Source organism: Weissella thailandensis (assembly GCF_001932615.1).
Lineage (GTDB): Bacteria > Bacillota > Bacilli > Lactobacillales > Lactobacillaceae > Weissella > Weissella thailandensis.
On record NZ_CP014332.1, the window covers coordinates 2059914 to 2079450 of the forward strand.

Annotated in this window: 18 protein-coding genes and 1 pseudogene; 8 read left to right on the forward strand and 11 right to left on the reverse strand. The window is 38.5% G+C overall.

Annotation, left to right across the window (positions count from 1 at the left end; all coding sequences use genetic code 11):
- Window positions 1-996 carry a D-2-hydroxyacid dehydrogenase gene (locus FOL01_RS10260; protein ID WP_075270537.1) on the forward strand — a complete coding sequence of 332 codons (996 nt, stop codon included), beginning with the start codon at window positions 1-3 and terminating at the stop codon, window positions 994-996.
- A 132-nt stretch (window positions 997-1128) separates the two neighbouring features.
- Here the strand turns inward: FOL01_RS10260 and FOL01_RS10265 are convergent, their stop codons facing one another.
- The 4 genes and pseudogenes from FOL01_RS10265 to FOL01_RS11400 form a co-directional block, all read right to left on the reverse strand.
- On the reverse strand, window positions 1129-1890 hold the full coding sequence (locus FOL01_RS10265; RefSeq protein ID WP_075270538.1) for a hypothetical protein: 762 nt from the start codon (window positions 1888-1890) through the stop codon (window positions 1129-1131).
- 136 nt (window positions 1891-2026) lie between these two features.
- Window positions 2027-3334 (reverse strand): NCS2 family permease, encoded by a 1308-nt coding sequence (locus tag FOL01_RS10270; protein ID WP_075270539.1) that lies wholly within the window; start codon window positions 3332-3334, stop codon window positions 2027-2029.
- Between the two features lie 213 nt (window positions 3335-3547).
- The gene (locus FOL01_RS10275) at window positions 3548-4834 is read right to left on the reverse strand and encodes an O-acetylhomoserine aminocarboxypropyltransferase/cysteine synthase family protein (protein WP_075270540.1); all 1287 of its coding nucleotides are present in this window, start codon (window positions 4832-4834) and stop codon (window positions 3548-3550) included.
- Window positions 4831-5697, reverse strand: a pseudogene (locus tag FOL01_RS11400) (homoserine O-acetyltransferase/O-succinyltransferase family protein). The gene FOL01_RS10275 and the pseudogene FOL01_RS11400 overlap by 4 nt, the downstream one beginning before the upstream one ends.
- Before the next feature lie 455 nt (window positions 5698-6152).
- Here FOL01_RS11400 and FOL01_RS10285 point away from each other — a divergent pair.
- Entirely contained in the window at window positions 6153-6836 is a 684-nt protein-coding gene (locus FOL01_RS10285; protein ID WP_075270541.1) for a DUF6198 family protein, read from the forward strand.
- Between the two features lie 94 nt (window positions 6837-6930).
- On the opposite strand, the gene FOL01_RS10290 is transcribed toward FOL01_RS10285, so the two are convergent.
- From FOL01_RS10290 to FOL01_RS10300, 3 genes are read right to left on the reverse strand one after another with little or no spacing between them, the layout of a single operon-like run.
- Window positions 6931-7641 carry a hypothetical protein gene (locus tag FOL01_RS10290; protein ID WP_075270542.1) on the reverse strand — a complete coding sequence of 237 codons (711 nt, stop codon included), beginning with the start codon at window positions 7639-7641 and terminating at the stop codon, window positions 6931-6933.
- On the reverse strand, window positions 7641-8348 hold the full coding sequence (locus FOL01_RS10295; RefSeq protein ID WP_075270543.1) for an ATP-binding cassette domain-containing protein: 708 nt from the start codon (window positions 8346-8348) through the stop codon (window positions 7641-7643). The genes FOL01_RS10290 and FOL01_RS10295 overlap by 1 nt, the downstream gene beginning before the upstream one ends.
- Window positions 8335-8727 (reverse strand): GntR family transcriptional regulator, encoded by a 393-nt coding sequence (locus FOL01_RS10300; RefSeq protein WP_075270544.1) that lies wholly within the window; start codon window positions 8725-8727, stop codon window positions 8335-8337. Before FOL01_RS10300 ends, FOL01_RS10295 begins: the two co-directional genes overlap by 14 nt.
- Before the next feature lie 124 nt (window positions 8728-8851).
- Here FOL01_RS10300 and FOL01_RS10305 point away from each other — a divergent pair, with 124 nt between their 5' ends.
- Complete coding sequence (locus FOL01_RS10305) at window positions 8852-9550, forward strand: ribonuclease H1 domain-containing protein (protein WP_075270545.1); 699 nt, start codon at window positions 8852-8854, stop codon at window positions 9548-9550.
- A gap of 244 nt (window positions 9551-9794) precedes the next feature.
- Here the strand turns inward: FOL01_RS10305 and FOL01_RS10310 are convergent, their stop codons facing one another.
- Together FOL01_RS10310 and FOL01_RS10315 are read right to left on the reverse strand one after the other, a co-directional pair.
- Window positions 9795-10616 (reverse strand): Cof-type HAD-IIB family hydrolase, encoded by an 822-nt coding sequence (locus FOL01_RS10310; protein ID WP_075270547.1) that lies wholly within the window; start codon window positions 10614-10616, stop codon window positions 9795-9797.
- A gap of 52 nt (window positions 10617-10668) precedes the next feature.
- A complete protein-coding gene (locus FOL01_RS10315) occupies window positions 10669-12012 on the reverse strand; it encodes a TrkH family potassium uptake protein (RefSeq protein WP_075270548.1) in 1344 nt (447 codons plus the stop codon).
- A gap of 733 nt (window positions 12013-12745) precedes the next feature.
- Between FOL01_RS10315 and rlmH the strand changes: the two genes are divergently transcribed.
- The 3 genes from rlmH to FOL01_RS10330 all read left to right on the forward strand — a co-directional run bounded on the left by rlmH (window position 12746) and on the right by FOL01_RS10330 (window position 15463).
- Window positions 12746-13225: a 23S rRNA (pseudouridine(1915)-N(3))-methyltransferase RlmH gene (rlmH, locus tag FOL01_RS10320; RefSeq protein WP_075270549.1), complete on the forward strand. Its 480-nt coding sequence runs from the start codon at window positions 12746-12748 to the stop codon at window positions 13223-13225.
- 244 nt (window positions 13226-13469) lie between these two features.
- On the forward strand, window positions 13470-14564 hold the full coding sequence (locus FOL01_RS10325; protein WP_075270550.1) for an alpha-hydroxy-acid oxidizing protein: 1095 nt from the start codon (window positions 13470-13472) through the stop codon (window positions 14562-14564).
- Between the two features lie 38 nt (window positions 14565-14602).
- Entirely contained in the window at window positions 14603-15463 is an 861-nt protein-coding gene (locus FOL01_RS10330; protein WP_075270551.1) for a formate/nitrite transporter family protein, read from the forward strand.
- Window positions 15464-16057: 594 nt separating this feature from the next.
- Here the strand turns inward: FOL01_RS10330 and FOL01_RS10335 are convergent.
- Entirely contained in the window at window positions 16058-16918 is an 861-nt protein-coding gene (locus FOL01_RS10335; protein WP_075270552.1) for a PhzF family protein, read from the reverse strand.
- A 149-nt stretch (window positions 16919-17067) separates the two neighbouring features.
- Between FOL01_RS10335 and FOL01_RS11405 the strand changes: the two genes are divergently transcribed.
- Both FOL01_RS11405 and FOL01_RS11410 read left to right on the forward strand, forming a co-directional pair.
- Window positions 17068-17343, forward strand: coding sequence for a LysR family transcriptional regulator (locus FOL01_RS11405; RefSeq protein WP_237342634.1), 276 nt, complete (start codon window positions 17068-17070; stop codon window positions 17341-17343).
- A gap of 45 nt (window positions 17344-17388) precedes the next feature.
- On the forward strand, window positions 17389-17943 hold the full coding sequence (locus FOL01_RS11410) for a LysR family transcriptional regulator substrate-binding protein (protein WP_237342665.1): 555 nt from the start codon (window positions 17389-17391) through the stop codon (window positions 17941-17943).
- A gap of 34 nt (window positions 17944-17977) precedes the next feature.
- On the opposite strand, the gene FOL01_RS10345 is transcribed toward FOL01_RS11410, so the two are convergent.
- Window positions 17978-19240, reverse strand: a complete 1263-nt coding sequence (locus tag FOL01_RS10345) for a homoserine dehydrogenase (RefSeq protein ID WP_075270553.1) — start codon at window positions 19238-19240, stop codon at window positions 17978-17980.
- Between the last annotated feature and the right edge of the window lie 297 nt (window positions 19241-19537).

The window sequence follows — 19537 nt, forward strand, 5'->3', positions numbered from 1 at the left end:
ATGAAAAAGGTTTTACTGTATAACATCATGGATGATGAAGAAATTGTTATCAAAGAATGGCTAAAAGCCCATCCAGATGTGGCGGTAGACTCTAATAAGGTCACGTTAAACCCCGATACAGTCGATTTAGCCAAGGGGTATGATGGCATTTCTACCGAGCAGGATAATCTAATTGACGATCCCATTGTGTATCAAAAATTACATGAATTCGGTATTAAGCAAATTACATTGCGTATTACTGGTTATGACACGATCAACTTGGATTTAGCTACTCAAAATCAATTAAAAGTCACGAATATTCCCGCTTATTCACCACGTTCAGTATCTGAAATGGTTTTGGCCCAAACTATGTGGTTGCTACGCCATCTCCATGTCGCACAAAATCGCGAGCAATCATACAACTTTACCTGGGAAGGCCTACAAGCCCGTGAAATTCATGATCTAACAGTCGGTATTATTGGTGCTGGTAAGATTGGTAGTGAAGTTGCTCGAGTTTTCAAAGCACTAGGAGCAACTGTCATTGCAGCTGACCCTGTTCACCGTCCGGAACTCAATAGTATTTTAGATTATGTTGATCACGAGACCGTGTACAAAGAAGCCGATATTGTGACGACCCATACACCATTATTAGAGAGCACTTACCACCTGTTTGATGAGAACGTATTCAAAAAAATGAAGCCAAGCGCTATTTTTATTAATGCTTCCCGTGGTGGTGTCGTGGATACGCCTGCGCTAATCGCTGCGTTACAAAATCACGAAATTACGGCTGCTGGACTAGATACTATCGAAGGTGAAGCCAATATATTCAGTGATGACTTCTCAGAAAAGCCTTTTGAAAATGATTACTTGAAGACCGTTTTGGAATTGCCAAATGCAATTATTACACCACATATTGGTTTTTACACAGACAATGCTATTCGCAATATGGTCAATATTTCTATGAAGGATATGTTAACGATCATTGCTGGTGGTACCAGCGAGCACGAGCTTAATTAGGCAAAAAATGGGGGTTGGGACAACGTGATTGTCCCAACCCCTTTATAGTTAATGATAATCCTGTAAATTTTACAGGATAAACGTGCATCAAATGACCGCATCCCAGTATAGAAAAGTAAATATGCTATTTTTTCATGATTTCAAAACTGTCCAATCATGAATCGTTCTACCATCTGGTCCTTTGAATGCCAACCATGAATTAGTGCCACCAAAATACAAAAACAGCCCAACTTCATTGACACTTTTCAGTACAATATCTTTGGTAGTAATGAACGTTTTTGGATCAAAAGCATCCGCATGTTCTTCACGTATTTGTTTCGCAAAGCGGGCATCAAATCCTAAGGTACCATCAGAATTCAGCGGTGCCTCTGCTAGCATCTTGGCACCGGACTCTATGCGCATTTCATTGCGCTTTTGCCAATAGATAGTTGCCTTTGCACGACTAAAATCAGTATAGAAAGGTACTTTAGCAATAGTCGCCTTGAAACGATGTTGCGCTTTAAACGATTTTTTCTTATTGCCTGTCACTTTGATACCTAACAACAACAGTAGTGGTTCAACTTCGGCCCAGTATTCCTTGATAGGTTTGCGTTGGTCATCTGTCAAACGGGCAGTCATTGATGATTCCAACTTGATTTTAGCTGCAGTAGCAAGCTCATTAACATAAAGAGCTATTTTTTTAGATTCTAGATTTCTTGGCGGTGTAATGATAATCGTCCGTGTGGCTGTTGCCTTATGATGCGCCTGATCAATACTAATTAACTGATCATTTTTAAAGTACAAGGTCACTGTATTATCACTAGGATCTGTCACCTTGTTGGTCAAAACCACTTGGCCATCACCAAGCGGAACAGTAAGCATAGCGTCGGTATAATCTGTGTTCATTGTGATCATCGATTTTCCTTTCAGAAATTACCTTTAATATTAATACTTAGCATATTTTACAGTAAAAAAGCGCCAGATCGAAGTTGAAGCCCTTCGTTCTGGCGCTTTTATTTAACTGAGGTTTCCTTTGTTTCACATGAAACAATTAACCATTTGTCTGTAAGATAATAACGAATATGATAAACGTTATACCTAAGGCGTACATAATTGGATGGACTTTCTTACCACGTCCTGTAACTAGCATCAACAATGGATAAACGATAAATCCTAATGCGATACCATCAGAAATTGAGTATGACAGTGGCATCCCCAAAACTGTTAGGAATGATGCCGCAGCAATTGGGAAGTCTTTCCAATCAACTTCGGCCAAATTACTTGCCATCAAAACACCAACGATAATCAGTGCTGATGCTGTCACATTAGATGTCACAACAACTAGCAATGGTGAGAAGAACAATGACAATAATAAGAACAATCCTGTAAATAGTGATGTCAATCCAGTACGACCACCAACAGCAATACCCGTTGATGATTCGACATAGGCAGTTGTTGGTGATGTTCCCAAAAGTGAACCACCCAACATACCAACAGCATCAGCCATCAATGCTTTTCCTGCACGTGGCAATTCATTGTTGACCAAGTATCCACCAGAACGCGCAATTCCGATTAATGAACCAGCTGTATCAAAGAACGCAACTAGCAAAAATGTCAGGATAACCGGTATCATCTGCCAGGTAAACACATCCTGCAAACCGAAAATAGCTTGACCAAAAGTTGGTGCCAAACTTGGGACACCAGAAACAATTGATGAAGGCATCGGAATTAGTCCTGTAACCAAACCGACAATTGACGTTGCAACCATTCCGATAAAGATAGCTCCTGGCACCTTACGTGCATATAGCGCGAAGGAAATTAACACACCGACAATTGTTAGCATGACCTTAGGATCACTCCAATCACCCCAACCAATAATGGTTGACTTGTCAGCAGCAATCAAGCCACCGTCAACTAATCCAATCATCGCAATGAAGAATCCAATACCACCAGCAATAGCTGCTTTTAAGTCAGCCGGAATGGCATTAATGATGGTTTCACGAATTTTGAAAACCGTCAAAAGCCAGAAAATAACACCAGCAACAAAGACTCCTGCCAAAGCAGTTTGCCACTTGATTCCCATACCAATAACAACACTATAAGCAAAGAAAGCATTGATACCTAATCCGGGAGCAATCGCAAATGGATACTTAGCAACAAGTCCCATAAAGATGGTTGCGATGGCACCAATTAGACCTGTGGCAACAAAGACAGCATTTTTGTCCATACCTGTTGCACCAAGTACTGAAGGGTTAACGAATAAAATATAAGCCATTGATAGGAAAGTTGTTAAACCAGCTAATAACTCAGTTTTAACAGACGTTCCTGATTCAGATAGCTTGAAGTAACGCTCAAACATGTAAATCAGACCCCTTAATAAATAATTCAATTTTAAAACAACCAATTTATTGTATTATAAATAGCCTTAAAAAATCAAAGAATATCTGATTTTTTTCGTAAAACGGTGTTTTTTATAAGTAAAAAACGAACTTTAATACATTTTTCCCGAACAATAAGGAAATTACCTGACAACAAGAACCAGCTTACTCTATTATCAGGTAATTCCTTAATACTATTCAATCTTTTCTAGTGCTTGCTGAAGATCAGCAATCAAATCATCAGCATTTTCAACACCTACTGACACCCGAATAAGGTCAGGAGTCGTCCCTGTTGCCAACAATTCTTCATCACTCAATTGCGCATGCGTTGTTGAAGCAGGATGGATGATCAATGACTTGGCGTCAGCCACATTTGCTAACAATGAAAACAACTTTAGATTTTTAATTAATTCTTTACCGGCAGCTTCACCACCTTTAAGGCCCAAGGTGAAAATTGATGTGACACCATTTGGAAAGTACTTTTCTGCAAGTGCATGATACTTATTATCGGGCAATCCTGGGTAATTAATCCAAGCGACTTTGTCATGATGACTCAAAAATTCAACAATTTTCTTGGCATTCGAAACATGACGTTCAACTCGTAATGACAGTGATTCTAATCCTTGGAGTAATAAGAAAGAATTGAATGGCGAAATCGTTGCTCCTAAGTCACGCAATGATTCAGCGCGCACCTTAGTGGTAAAGGCAGCAGGCGCTACATCAGCAAATATTAATCCATTATATTGTTCATTTGGTTCAGTAAAACCAGGATAACGGCCACTCTTTCGATAATCGAATTTACCATTTTCAACAATAATGCCACCCATAGTTGTCCCATGACCGCCAATAAATTTTGTTGCTGAATGAATCACAATGTCAGCACCATATTCCAATGGACGAATTAAATAAGGTGTACCAAAAGTATTATCAACTAATAGCAGCACACCATTCTCATGCGCAACTTCTGCGACTGCTTCGAAATCAATCAGATTAATCCCTGGATTACCGACACTTTCAATATAGACCGCCTTTGTATGCTCATTGATTGCCTCCCCAAAATTTTTGGGGTCATCAGGATCTACAAAGTGAGTAGTGATGCCTAGGTTTGGTAATGTGACGTTAAATAAATCATAGGTGCCACCATATAATGTACTAGCAGCAACAATTTCATCACCCTCACCCGCAATATTAAGAATGGCTGCCGTAATCGCTGCAGCACCGGTTGCAAGAGTTACTCCCGCTGTCCCACTTTCTAAGGCTGCCACTCGTTTATCCACTACGTCCGTTGTCGGATTTGTTAAGCGGGTATAAATATTACCTGGTTCGGTCAATCCAAATCGTCCCGCTGCTTGTTCAGGATCTTTAAAGACATATGAAGTCGTTTGATAAATTGGCACCGCACGTGAACCAGTTTCATCAACTGTTTGTCCCGCATGAACCTGTAATGTTTCAAAGTGTAGATTTTGATTATCTTCTGTCATATATTTTTCTCGACTTTCTTTCGTACAACTTGTCCCACCCAATTCCGATAAAATAGACGGCTAGTGGTAACCCAAGAATTATTAATTTGATTTTTCGTGTCATTTAGATAGTAATTACGTGGTGGCTCAACTACTAATCCTTGCTGACAATCACGTTTATATTCCCAGTCCAACGTATATTGTGTGTATTCCGGATGTCCAGTCACAAACACTGCATTAGTCACTTGGTCTGCCAAAACCATCGGTCCAACGTCTGGTGCTGAAGCTATTACCTCAAGTTCATTAGGTAAGCCTGACTGCGGAAAAGCAATATCTGTATACCGGGATTGTGGCATTCGGAAAAGCCCCCCTGCACCAAAACCAATAATTAATTGCGAAGTTTTAAATAGTGTGTCGGCTATAAAAATACCACTAAGCTTTTATTCCCGTAATTTCTTTTGAAAACCGTATTGTTGATATAATGCTGCTTGGGCTGCCCAACATTCGTAAATAACAGGCAACTTTTGTTGGCTAAAAGTAGTAAATGCTGCCCGTATCTCATGCCAATAGTCCACCTTTTCAAATGGCAATTTTTCCAATGGCGCTTCAGTAACTATCCAAGCATCCATTGATTGCTTTAAGCCATTTGCCAAAGTGTCATAATTATTTTTCACAGCGGCAGCCGAACTATATCTAAACTGATGCGTCTCAGGATAAAAAAAGGATAGCGCAATATCTTGCTCACTATGACTGAGTAGGTTAATAAACTGTTCTTCCGTTTCCTGTTTAGTTGGCATTAAATTCAAAATACCTATTTCCAACAATTTCATTGGCACCTTGCCCTGTGATTTTTTTGCTAACCCATTTCTTACGTATACTGTCATAATGACATCGCTCCTCCTTTCATAGATAAATAAAAAAGACCTTCACACTGTACAATCAAAAGTACAGGGCGAAGATCTCGTGTTACCACCTGATTTCCCTATTAGCTCACACTAATAGGCTCATTAAGTTCACAATTTGAGTAAACCTGGTGTTTTTAACGATCACCAATCCGAAAATATCAGCTGACTAACCAATACTTTGACTCTAAGTTCATCTTCACTACTCACACGAATCGTCCATCTCACCACCTGAACTTCTCTGTCTACGTGCACATAACTACTCTTCTTTTCAACGTCTCATTTGTTTTTAATTTTTCTCATAATATCACCCGCTTTTTTGCTTGTCAAACTGTTTATTTAAAGAATCTATTTTTAATTGCCTTCAAAATTCATCAATCACTTCACCAAAAGTTTGTTAGAATGAAAACTAAGGTTATTTATTGTAGAGGTATTTTATGTATAACGAACACGGGCATCTTCGGCGACTATCTTCACATGAAATCGTCATCTATTTTCTAGCAGGACTACTTTTTAATACATTTGGCAATGGTATTACAGTTGCGACTAACATGGGTTCAGCACCTTGGACCGCATCTGCAGCTAACCTTGCCAATGTCACGGGCACATCAATTAGTACATTTTTGTTCTTTTACGGTGTTTTAGCTGCAACGTTGGTCTGCATCTTGCAACGCAGTATCGACTGGCCACACGTCATTGGTAATATTATCTTCGTGGTTGCTTTCAGTGGTATTATCGGAATTGTTTCAACACGTCTAGCAGTTCTTGAAAATTTCCCCCTGGCATGGCGAATCATTATTGATTTTCTTGGTATCATCAGTATTGGTTTTGGGGTATCAATTACCCAGCGATTGCAATTCATTCTCCACCCAATTGATGATTTAACGAATCTAACGCGATTTATGTTCTTTAAAGGCAATGCGGCAGTTTCTCAAATCATCAACTTCTCATTCCCAATGTTGATTTCATTACTTGTTTGGGCTTTTTCAGGCAAGATAACCGCCATCAACATCGGTACCCTATTTTCATTTTTCCTACAAGGTATGTTCGTTGGTTATGCTGACCACCACGTCTTCAGCCACCTCGATCATAAACTTAATAATATTAAAATCAGCCATTAACAGAGATCGTGAAAAAAATTGGTTTGAAGCCGGTTGTAACAAGCACTTGTGCAATTTAAAAGGTCGGGACATTTTGTCCCGACCTTTATTTTAATTATTTTGCTTCATTATGATATCTGAGCAAATACCAAATTAGTCCAAACATGATAATATCAACAATTATATCAGCAACCCCGTTATCTGGTACCCAGGAAATTGCATAGCCCATGATAAAAATCATCGTAATCAAGCCTAAGACTTTGACGCGTTGCTGCCACTTATCACTAACGAATCCCATTAACCAATTATTTGTAACCACTGCTAAATTAACAAACAAATAAAGGGCAATCGTCGCATCAAACGCCATACCAATTTCGGACAGCGGAATCGACGTCAAAACGTCCACGATATCCGCATGATATGATGAATTCAAGGACCATTCGAGGCCTAAGAAAGCAATGGTTGTCATAAACATCGAAAAAAAGCCGACTACAAAGCGCGCAATTAAATTCCAAACAACTACTTGCCAAACTTGTGCAGGTAACAAAATGTATTTTGATTTATTCCACGACTTGGCAGCCGAAATAAACATGCGTGCGCCAAGCATCAAATTAATACCAATAACTAACGTCCCCACATAAATAACTAACCGATCGGTAAACGATGTTGGTGTAATTGTGCCGGTAATTTCTGCATGCGGTACAAAAGGTAATAATTGCCAAATAAAAATAAAAATACCGACAATGACGCCAACTCCGATGATAAAAAGGTTATGATTTAAAGAATCTTTCGCAAAAATTTTAAAGAGTCGTGTGTTGGTTAACATTATTCACGCCCTCCATTATCTTCGATATACAACTGTGTATAGTATTTTTCTAATGATAGCCCTTCTTCTTTACGAATCTTTTCTACAGATTCATAAGCTAGCAAACGACCGTCCTTCAAAATAATCGCATCATCCACCAAATTTTCGATTTCCTGAATATAATGCGTTGAAATAAGCACTGTAGCTTCCTCAGGTAACCAGTGTAACAATGACTGCATAATTTTTTTACGTGCAATCACGTCAACACCACCAAAAGGTTCATCTAATAAATAGACCGATGTATCCCGAGAAATCGTTAAGGCAATCAATAATTTTTCAATCGTTCCCGTTGATAGTTTAGCAATGCGACGTGTACGGTCGATACGCATGAATTTGATCAATTCATTCATCCGTTGCTCATTGAAATCAGGATATCCCATCTTAAAATAGTCCACAATATCACTGACACGATCATAGTTGTTGGCCCAGTCTAGTGTTGAAACATATGACAAATGCGCTTTTATTTTTGCGCCCATGATACCGTCAATCATGATATCTGAATGTGGATTGGGTTCAATAAGGCCTGAAATCAGTTGCATTAAAGTTGTCTTACCAACACCATTTTCTCCCAACAACGCCACCGTACGATGCGTTGGTATCTTAAAGCTCAAACCACGCAGAATAACGTGGCGACTTTTTGTATAATGCAAATTGTTAACCTGTAACATGGTCCCTCCTAGTCCGTGTATCTTCATACTCTTTCATTGCATTTGCGACTAAGTCTGGTATTTCTTGCGCCTGCGCAACATGCATGATTTCATTAATATATTCTTGTGTGATGCGCATTTTCTTGTCCAGTTTAATATCATCGATCTTGGTGGCATCCTCCGTTACAAAATTACCTTGCCCACGCTTTGTGATGATTAACCCACTCGTCACTAACTGATTAACGGCATTTTGTACCGTACGTGTACTGACAATCAAATGAACTGCTAAATCACGGACACCTGGAATCTTATGACCAATCGGATATTTTCCTTCAAGAATCTGTTGTTCCAACCAAGTTGCTACCTGTAAATATATGGGTTGATTTGAACTAAATTCCATATTGGCTCCTTTCAGTGTTGCACTGTTATACTACACTGAAACAAAGAACCCTGTCAACTTGGCAAACAAAGGAAAAATACGTTATTATTAGAGGCAATAACTTCATGATTAAGGACGATTTATAATGAAAACATATGCTATTGTTGGTAATCAATACGAAGGTCTCTACACCAAGCCTTGGTCAGAGGTCAAAGCTTACACACAAACAAAACCAGCCCCAAAATTTAAAGGGTTTACTACCAAATCTGCGGCTCAGGCATGGTTTGATAGCCAGGTTTCAGCGAAAAATGATATGTCACGTCAATACACCACTGCTTACAATGGTACATTTCGCGCTGATCCTAATCAGTATTATATCTTTACTGATGGTGGTAGTCGCAACACTGGCAATGTTGCTGGTGGTCACGTCAAAGCAACCGATAAAGCTGGCTGGGCTATCGCAATCTATCGTGGTTCTAACCTCAACGAGCCTGTATTCACTGATAATGGCGCGGATTGGGGTCGCACCAACAATGAGATGGAGATGCTCGCACTGATTAACGCCCTATTACAAGCCGCTAAAGTATCAGCACCGATCACAATTGTTAGTGATTCTAAATATGTGCTAGATACTGTTACCAATTGGATGTATAACTGGGTAGCTAATGGCTGGCGCAAAAGCTCTGGTGAAATTGCCAATCTTAAAGCCTGGCAACAAATCTATACGCTCATTCAGCCAATTGCACCGCGTTTATCATTTATTTGGGTTAAAGGTCATGCTACCAGTCATGGTAATATCACAGTTGACCAGTTATTAAATGATGCGATGGACCAATTATCATAATTCAACTTAAAGATTCGTGCCAAACGAGTCTTTTTATTTTCTGCCCATTGTAACATTTTTCACAATGATTTGGTTAGTTGTTGCATCATTATTTTCACAAGCGTTCCGATGCAGGGGAACAAATTATTAACGAGGTTAATAAAGTTGTTTATTGTGGTAATGTTCGCCAATTCTCTAAGTGCATATTTATACATAATAAAAAACCAGCCTGATATAAATTATCTAGGCTGGTTTTTTATTATTGTTATTTGATCAGAGTATCTACCGTTTTTAAGACACCGTCATGATTATTATCATCAACAGCTAACGGATAAAAGGCCTTTAGTGATTCATCACCATTAATCATAGCAAAGGGATAGGCGGCTGCCTTCAACATTTCAGCATCATTTAATCCATCACCAAAAGCTACCAAATTCTCATCTAATTTCAATCCATAATGACTAGCTAGCACTTGTAGACCATTTGCCTTATTAATATTTGGCGCCACGATATCTACCGATCCATAACCGGATGTGGTGACATGCGCACGGCTACCTAAACGTAATCTTGCTAAGTCAATAAACTCTTGTGTTTTCTCGGTCTCAAAGGTAATTGTTACTTTCAAAATAAGTTCGTGAATTTGATCTACAAAATCAATGAACTGTAAATTTTCATGCACTTTTTTCATTGTTGCCTTATGCAATAGATTCAAACTTGCTTGTGATTGTAACATAAATGTTGTTTCAGCACCGGTAAAGACCGCACCATGCAATGGTTCAAATGGCATTTCATTGACAACCGCCATAATATCCGTCACATCTGCCACATGCAAACCAACCATTTGTAGTAGTTCACCATCCGCAGTTCTAACAACAGCACCGTTATCGGCCACCAAATCATAGCGGCCGGCAAACGACTTAAAAAGGGGGTCAACAGAATCAACATCACGACCAGACGCAATGATGAAATGACCACCTTGTACGGTTAGCTTATCCAAAACTTCTGCAAAATGGGTTTTATGATAATGTTTTTTATCATTAAAGAAGGTGCTATCCAAATCCGAAGCAATCATCTTGATTTCTGACATGCTTAAACTCCTATCATTTTCTACCTATATAGTTTACGCAATCTAATGTCTTTTAGCCAATAATTACTTCCTCAGTCGGATATTGATAGCTTTTTGGCTTATCACGGATATTCATGACTGAAAACATCACGGTATACAGACCAACACGACCGATAAACATGACGATCATAATGACAAATTTACCGAAACTCGTCAAGTGAGGGGTCAATCCCAACGAAAATCCTGTTGTTGAGAAAGCAGAAATAACTTCAAAGACAATATATTCCATACCTTGACCTTTTGGAATCGTCTCAGTGATTGTCAGCAAAAGCGAAGCCATTGCGACGAAAACAATCGAAATAACGACTAACATCATTGCTTTAATAACAACTTTTGGACTAAAACGCCGACCACCAAAGTTAACCTGTTCTTGACCGCGTAATGCTGCTAATGTTTGCATCCATAAAATACCCAATGTGGTTGTTTTAATACCACCAGAAGTCGAGCCTGGCGTTCCACCAACGAACATTAATAGGGTAATTATCATAATACCGGCCGTTGAAACGTTGGTCAACGGCACAACATCTAGACCCGCCGTACGAGGTGCAACGGCCAAAAACAGACTATCAATAATACGGTGACCAATCGATGAGGTATCTGCTAAAGGCGCCAAGAATTTCTCCGTGAATAAGAACATGACGAAACTCAACCCAATTAGCCAACCAGATACATGCAAAGCTACCTTAGTATGTAGACTAACGCGTCGTTGCTTATAAAAGAGTAATAAATCTCGCCAAACTAGGAAACCTAATGAACCTGCAGTAATTAATAACATCCAAATGATCAACACATACGGATCATTTTGTAAAAACGTCACTGGTTGATCAAAGAATGTAAATCCCGCATTTCCAAATGCCGAAATAGACGAGGCAACACTCAGATAAATACCTTTCGTCATTCCAAAACGGGGTACAAAGTCAGGTAGCATCAGTACCGCACCAACAAGCTGAATAATGGCTGATAGCGAGAAGACGTACGATAACACACTTTTAACATCCGCTAAATTACGTAAATTTAGCGCTTGCTGCGCCATCAACCGCGCTCTTAAATCTAACCGTTGGCCGGTTATCGCAAATAGCAAGACCGCAAACGTCATAAACCCAAGCGCACCGATCTCGATCATAATCAATAAGATAACTTGGCCAAAGGTTGACCACATTGCTGCCGTATTCACAACAGTCAGTCCCGTAATTGCCGTAGCGGACACGGAAGTAAACAGTGCATCAAGGAAATTAACATGTACACCAGTTTGCTGTGAAATAGGCAACCTTAATATAAAAGCCCCAACAAATATAATCGCCAAAAATCCAAACGTTAATACCTGAGGTGGCGTCAATTTGTTAAATAATTTTTTCATAATTAAGTATCTCCCAACTTCCTTATATTATACAGGAGCAGCGCAAAAGTTTTTCACAGATTTTTGTGGACAACTAGGAGAAAAGTCCACGTATTCCACCGCTTTCTGTGGATAACTTGTTAATAACTCCTGATTTATTGTTGAGAAAGCCCATTAAATCAATACATATGCAAATGTGGATAACCTGTTAAAACAAATTGTAATAAGCAAAAGTCCGTTAAATCGGGATTTTATCTTAAAATTAGGTTAAACCTTGCAAAATTAATGGGTTTTTACCTAACTTTCAGTTATTTTTTAAAAATCATACGCTTTTAAAACGTTTTATCGATAAATATGTCGTTTATTATTCCTAATAAAGGCGAAAATATCGAATGTTAACTTAGCCTTTTCCTCATATATTTTGTAAAATAATTAAACATCAACTTCTTGTATTGTGTATAACTTTTTTTGTACTTATTTATGATGAGTATAATTTCACTAATTTAGCGTTTACAAATGCCGTTATCATCACTTTTTATAACTTATCCACAACCAGTATTCACAACAGTGGATAAGTGACTTAAAATCTTCACAAATATCGCCGTATACTTTGCTATAATAGTGCTCGCGGGCTTTTTTGAGGTTGTGGTTAACTTGTGGATAACATGTGTTTTACGATATATTTTAGTATTTATCCACATCTTACAAAGCAATTGATAAAAATAACAAACTATTTTAGAAAGGTAGACGAACAATGAATATAAAAATCATCGGCGTTGGCAAATTAAAGGAAAAATACCTGAAAGATGGTATTGCAGAATACACAAAACGTTTGCATAAGTTCGCTAAGGTAGAAATTATTGAAGTACCTGATGAAAAAGCACCCGAACAATTATCTCAAGCGCAAATGGATCAAGTCATGTCTAAGGAAGGTGAACGTATCCTTAATAAAATTAAAGATAAAGAATACGTTTTTGCATTAGCCATTAAGGGAACCGAACGTTCTAGTGAAGAAATGGCTGTTGAAATTGATCATTTAACGACCACAGGCAAGTCAGATTTAACTTTTGTGATTGGTGGTTCCTTAGGATTATCACCCGAAGTACTAAAACGAGCCAATACACAAATCAGTTTTGGGCGCTTCACATTACCTCATCAATTAATGCGTCTTGTATTAACTGAACAGATTTATCGTAGTTTTATGATTAATGCACATACGCCATATCATAAATAGGTCATATAAATCACGGATGCTCTCCTCATTTTTGTATATATAAACATAATGAAAGATATGTACTCATTTTTATTAAACGTCCCATATGTGATTTAATAAACAATGTATTTGCATGATAAATGGTATTGTTTTTAATATTAAATCTTGTATTTCGGAATTAAATAGTGTAATGTACTCCTTGTAGGTTTGATGTAAGCGGTTGCACCGTTTGCTATTTTATTTAATTATTAGGAGATTTATGCTTATGACAGAGTACATTACTAGTGAACGTGAACAAAAAATTGATTTTGTTAATACAACCGATTTGGAAGAGGGCGCTGCAAAGGTCATTCCAAAGGGTGGTTATGGTTATATCCAGAGTGGTGCTGGCGATTTAATTACATATAAGAACAATGTTAAGGCATTCGATAAGAAGGTTATTGTTCCTGGTGTCTTACGAGATGTTGAAGATCCCGATACATCTGTTGATTTCCAAGACATGCACTTAACAGCACCAATTATTATGGCACCTGTTGCCGCCCACGGTTTAGCTCACGTTGAAGGTGAGAAGTACTCAGCAAAAGGGGTTTCTAACTTTGGTTCAATCTTCACTGCTTCTTCATTCGCATCAACAACATTAGAAGACATTCGTGAAGCTGGTGGTCAAGATACTAACCAATGGTTCCAATTCTACATGAGTAAGGATAACGGCATTAACGATCAAATCATCGAAACTGCAGAACGCAATGGTTCAAAAGCAATTGTTTTGACTGCTGATGCAACACTAGGTGGTAATCGTGAAGCCGACAAGCGTAATCACTTTACGTTCCCACTACCAATGCCAATTGTGGCTGCCTATCAATCAGGGGTTGGCCAAACAATGGATGCTGTGTATAAGTCTGCTAAGCAAAAGTTAGCTCCACGTGATGTGGAATATATTGCTAGCCATACTGATATTCCTGTTTATGTTAAGGGTGTTCAAAGTGCTGAGGATGCTTACCGATCACTAGAATCTGGTGCTCGTGGAATCTGGGTCACTAACCATGGTGGTCGTCAATTAGATGGTGGTCCTGCAGCCTTTGAATCACTAGAAACAGTTGCCGAAGCCGTTAACGGCCGCGCACCCGTCGTCTTTGACAGTGGTATTCGTCGTGGTCAACACGCCTTTAAGGCACTAGCTTCTGGTGCGGATTTGGTTGCCATTGGTCGTCCTGCTATTTACGGTCTAGCACTTGGTGGTGCTACCGGTGTTGAACAAGTCTTCAACTTCTTTAAGGATGAACTAGCACTCGTTATGCAATTGGCAGGTACACAAACAATTGATGACGTTAGAAAATTCACTTTGCGAGACGCATGGTAATTAAAAATAAAAAATAAATTAACACTTTAGGAGAAGACATGGATATTCCACAAGATAGAAGTTATGAAGCTGATGTTCCTAGCGTAGAGGCCAAAGAAGCGCCTGCTGAGAAATCACCTTTATTCCAAAAAATTGATGAAGCTTTAATGAATAAAGTTGCGCTATTTAACAATAGTTATGCACGCTATGCTGCACGAGCAATGCTCGCAACCTTATTCCTAACACTAGGAACCGCTGCTGCATTCGGAACAGCGCTAGAAGCTGAAAAAATAGCACCTGGTTCAGGAAAGTTTACTTTCGCTTTCATGTTTAGTTGGTCACTTGTGATGATCATCTTCATGGGAGCTGAACTTGGAACCTCAAATATGTTATTTATGACCGTTGGTGTTTATCGTAAAAAGTTGAAAGTTTCTAAGGCAGCTAAGATTCTTGGTACCACGTTACTATTTAACTTAATCGGTGGAATTCTATTTGCTTATATGGTTTCCCTAACCGGACCATTCCAAGATTTGCCAGCTGGTAATTACCTATTTACTGGTATTGCTAGTAAGCTGGGTAAGTCATCACTTCAAATTTTCGTCGAAGCTATTTTCGCTAACGTTATCGTTAACACGGCCTTCACGATCAACTTACGTATGAAGGATGATGGTGGTAAAGTTATGGCTATTATTTTCGTTATCTTTATCTTTGCTTTCTTAGGATACGAACACGTTATCGCCAACTTCCCAGCATTCTCATTAGCTTTCTTTGCTTCAAACGGTGCAATTGCTGGTATGACGCTTGGAAGTATACTACACAATCTATTCTTTGCCTTGATCGGTAACTATGTCGGTGGTGCATTGATCATTGGAATGACATATGCTTGGTTGAACCGTACCAAGACATCATATGTTGACTAATACAAATTAACTATAAAAAGCATTGCAATCAGTGAGTTGCAATGCTTTTTTGTGTTATTGGATTATTCTTCTAAAAAGAGTTTATTATGCAAGAATTTACCGAAAAAAGTAAATTCTTTGTGTTCGCTTAACAGTAAAGCCAGCAACACAATATCAAACTTTTTAGCTGATTTTGTTGGTTGAGTAGCTATCAAACATGTCACTATAATGAACGTGTAATACCAATAACTAGCGTATTAATATACGTTACTTTGCAAAGGGAACCTTGTCATTTGGAAAGGATGGTCAGCAAGTAACTGAATCAGGAGATATGATTTACGAGTATAATTACGGTGGTAAAGAAGATCCTGAAGCACACGTTTAATTTCACAATTTAAAAACTAAAAAGGGCAGCTATTATGCCATCTGAAATGAACTTTCAGTGACTGCATAGCTGTCCTTTTATCATAAACTTTAACTACTTTCTTTCACATAAACTCTAGAATGACGATCTGGATAAGGATACTGAATAGTTAACAAGATCAACAATACCCGCTAAGTGTACTGCATTCTCCTCGTATAGTTGAATAATAACCATTCTTATTCCTCCTCAAATTAGATAGATAGTTGACCATCAATACAAACTTCTGCAAATCCACCTAATAAGATTTGATCATCAGAAAATTTGATACTAACATAGCCGTCTCGCCCTAAACAAACTCCCTGACTAGCCACATACTCTGACGGCTTTAATAACTGATGGTCTCTAACCATAGCAGCAACACAACCATTGCCACTACCACAAACCGGATCCTCATCTGCACCCTCATTGGGAGCAAATGATCGCACTTCAAAATTTGTCTGACTATTTTCTGGATATTGACCAAAGACTGTCACACCAGTCACGCCGTCCGCAATTGCTTGTGATAGTAAACTCATATCTGGCTGCAGAGCTAACACCTGTTCAGCACTAGACAATTGCAACGTATACCAAACTGCACCAACATCAATTGTTTCCGCTAAATGAATCTCACTAGCGGATACACCTAATGCCTTGCTAAATGCCTTAACTTGTTCTGCTTGCAACGGACTTTTTTCGGGTTGAGGTAAGGTTAAAAATAGACCATCATCAGTTATATCAATCCGTACCAATCCTTGATCACATTCCTGAACTAAATACTGCCCATGTTGCGGTGTTAAACCTGACTTTAAAACTGCATAAGCTGATCCAATCGTTGGATGTCCTGCAAACGGCAATTCATTTTGTGGTGTAAAAATACGTAACCGATAGTCCGCTTGTGAATTGGTTGGCGTACAAACAAATGTTGTTTCTGACAAATGAATCCAGTTTGCAATTTGTTGCATTTCAGTTGTTGAAAGTTTATCTCCATTTAATACAACGGCCACTGGATTACCTTTAAATGGTACCTGAGTAAAAATATCGATTTGTTTGAAGGGCGTTATTCTATTTAACATACTTTTGCACACTTGCTTATAGATATTTGAACACAAGATTTGTTATCTCTTAATCAAATCTTGTTGAATAATTGTGTCTAGTATATATTGGTTTATAAAATTAGAAAAACAAATATTTCTTATTTACATATTAGAAAGAGTAATGCGTCATGAATTCATTTTTAATTTTACAAAAAGTTATCGAACTTGGTAGTTTCACTAAGGCTGCCGAGGTACTAGATTATACACAATCATCTGTTAGTCAAATCATTGCCTCACTCGAAGATCAGCTTTCAATAAAACTACTAAACCGTTCTCGAACAGTTGTGACCCTAACGTTAGAGGGCCAACAACTTTATCCTCTGATCCAACAGACAATTCACCAATATCAGGCTGTCCAAGAAAAAGCAACTGAGATACGGGGATTAGAGACTGGCGTTATTTGAATTGGCACAATTTCAAGTATTACCGTGCACTGACTACCCAATCTCATTAAAAAATTTAAAACGAAATACCCCAATGTAGAATTTGTACTTTATCAAGGTGACTACAACTCAATCGCTGACTGGATTCGTACAAATGCGATTGATTTCGGTTTTACAACACCCGCTACGGCAAAAGACTTCAAAACTATTCCCATAAAAAATGGCGAGATGTTAGCTGTTTTACCAAAAAATCACCCACTCGCAGCATATCCAGGGAAACCATTAAGTTTAACCGCCATTAAAGATGATCCACTAATTTTGATTGAAGAAGGTGGCTTTAGCGAACCCTTAAATGCTTTTGCAGCTGCTGGTGTGACACCCAACATAAAATATCGCATCCATGATGATTATGCGATTATGACCATGGTAGAGGCAGGGCTAGGAGTCAGCATTTTAGCTAAGCTGGTACTACAGCGCATGCCTTTTAATATCGTAACACGCCCATTTGTTCCCGTTATTAACCGTGAGCTGGCGATTGCTTATCAAAATAAACAACGTCTCCCAATCGCCAGCCAGTACTTTATTCAAGAAACACTCGCTAATAAAGCCAATTTAGGGTAACAACTGAAAAAAGATGGCAGCCTTCATATCCCAATCAATCTAACAATGGATATGCTGCTGTTATCGTTAACTTTTCTGTACCTTTCAATTTTGCAACCATCGTCCTAAACTGTTGCACAGAAATCGGTTTCGTCTGGTAACTAAGCTCCGTTGCCAAATCATTTTTTTGTTTACTAAGAGTTTGCTGATGTTTATGGTGGTTAGATGTTATCGTTACGCGTGAATCATCCTTTGACACCAGTGTTAAAAAATAATGATTCTTTTGTTGTTGTGCCACTAATAAATCAGTTGTTCGACTAAAGTTGTTAAACTTTGCACCAGTTTGCTGTAACTGCAAATCCTTCACTGTCGCAAGAACGTCATTCAAAACACTGTTGGCAGTAGGGAGTTCGCCAGCACCTGCGCCATAAAACATGACTTCACCAACAGATGAACCTGTCACTAGAACTGCATTATTTTCGTTTTTTATTGTTGCAAGTGGGTGATCTTTGCGGACAAACATTGGTTCGACAGAAACCGATAACTTATCATCCACAGGCCTTGCCTGGCCAATCAGCTTAATAACATATCCCCCTTTTTGTGCCCGTAAAATATCTGCCTTTGTAATTTGCGTAATTCCTGTCACAAAAATGTTTTCCAAAGGAACAGTCACACCAAATGCAAATTGCGTTAAGATGGCCATCTTGTATCCTGCATCTTTGCCGCTGACATCATTCGTTGGATCTGTTTCGGCAAGTCCCAGCTCCTGTGCCTGTTGTAGCGCTTCATTGTAGGTCAATTCATTTTCACTCATTTGTGTCAAAATATAATTGCTTGTGCCATTGATGATTCCTGCAACTGACGTTATTTGATCAGCAGCAAAAGATGTTGCGATGGTTCTTAAAATAGGAATGCCACCAGCCACGCTTGCTTCGTATAGGAGATTGACATGATTTTCCTGTGCGTGCGTAATTAGTTCATTACCATAAGTAGCCAATAAGTCCTTAATGGCCGTAACCACATTTTTACCACTATCAAGTAATGCTTTAATGTACGATTTAGCCGGATCAATTGTTCCCATAACCTCAATCACAATCTGAATCTCATCATCGGCCACAATATCAGCAATTTGATTTGTTAATTTGATTCCTTCTAGATCAATGTGTCGTTGTTTTGCTAAATTTACAACAACGATTGTTTTGATTTGTAACTGACAACCACTTGTTGCTAATATCTTTTGTTGGTTATTTTGAATAATTCGTACGACACCTGTACCGACAGTTCCTAGACCAACAATGCCAAGTTTAATTGTTTTCATCAAATATACCTCTAACTTACTTCAAATTTTTTTATAAACCAAAAAACGTCCTGGAAACTAATTCCAGGACGCAAAATGCGTGATACCACCCTTGATTTCAACCAATTCACACTGGTTAACTCATTAAGTCCCATCAGACTCAGATACGGTAATGGGTATCAAGCACACTAATTTTACCAACTTGACTCAATCAGTGAAGATTGCAAGACCATATTCGTAAATCGTTTAGCGCATACTCTCAGCATATGTAAGCTCTCTGTAGAAAACAAGTTTTACTACTCATCTCTTCATTATCTT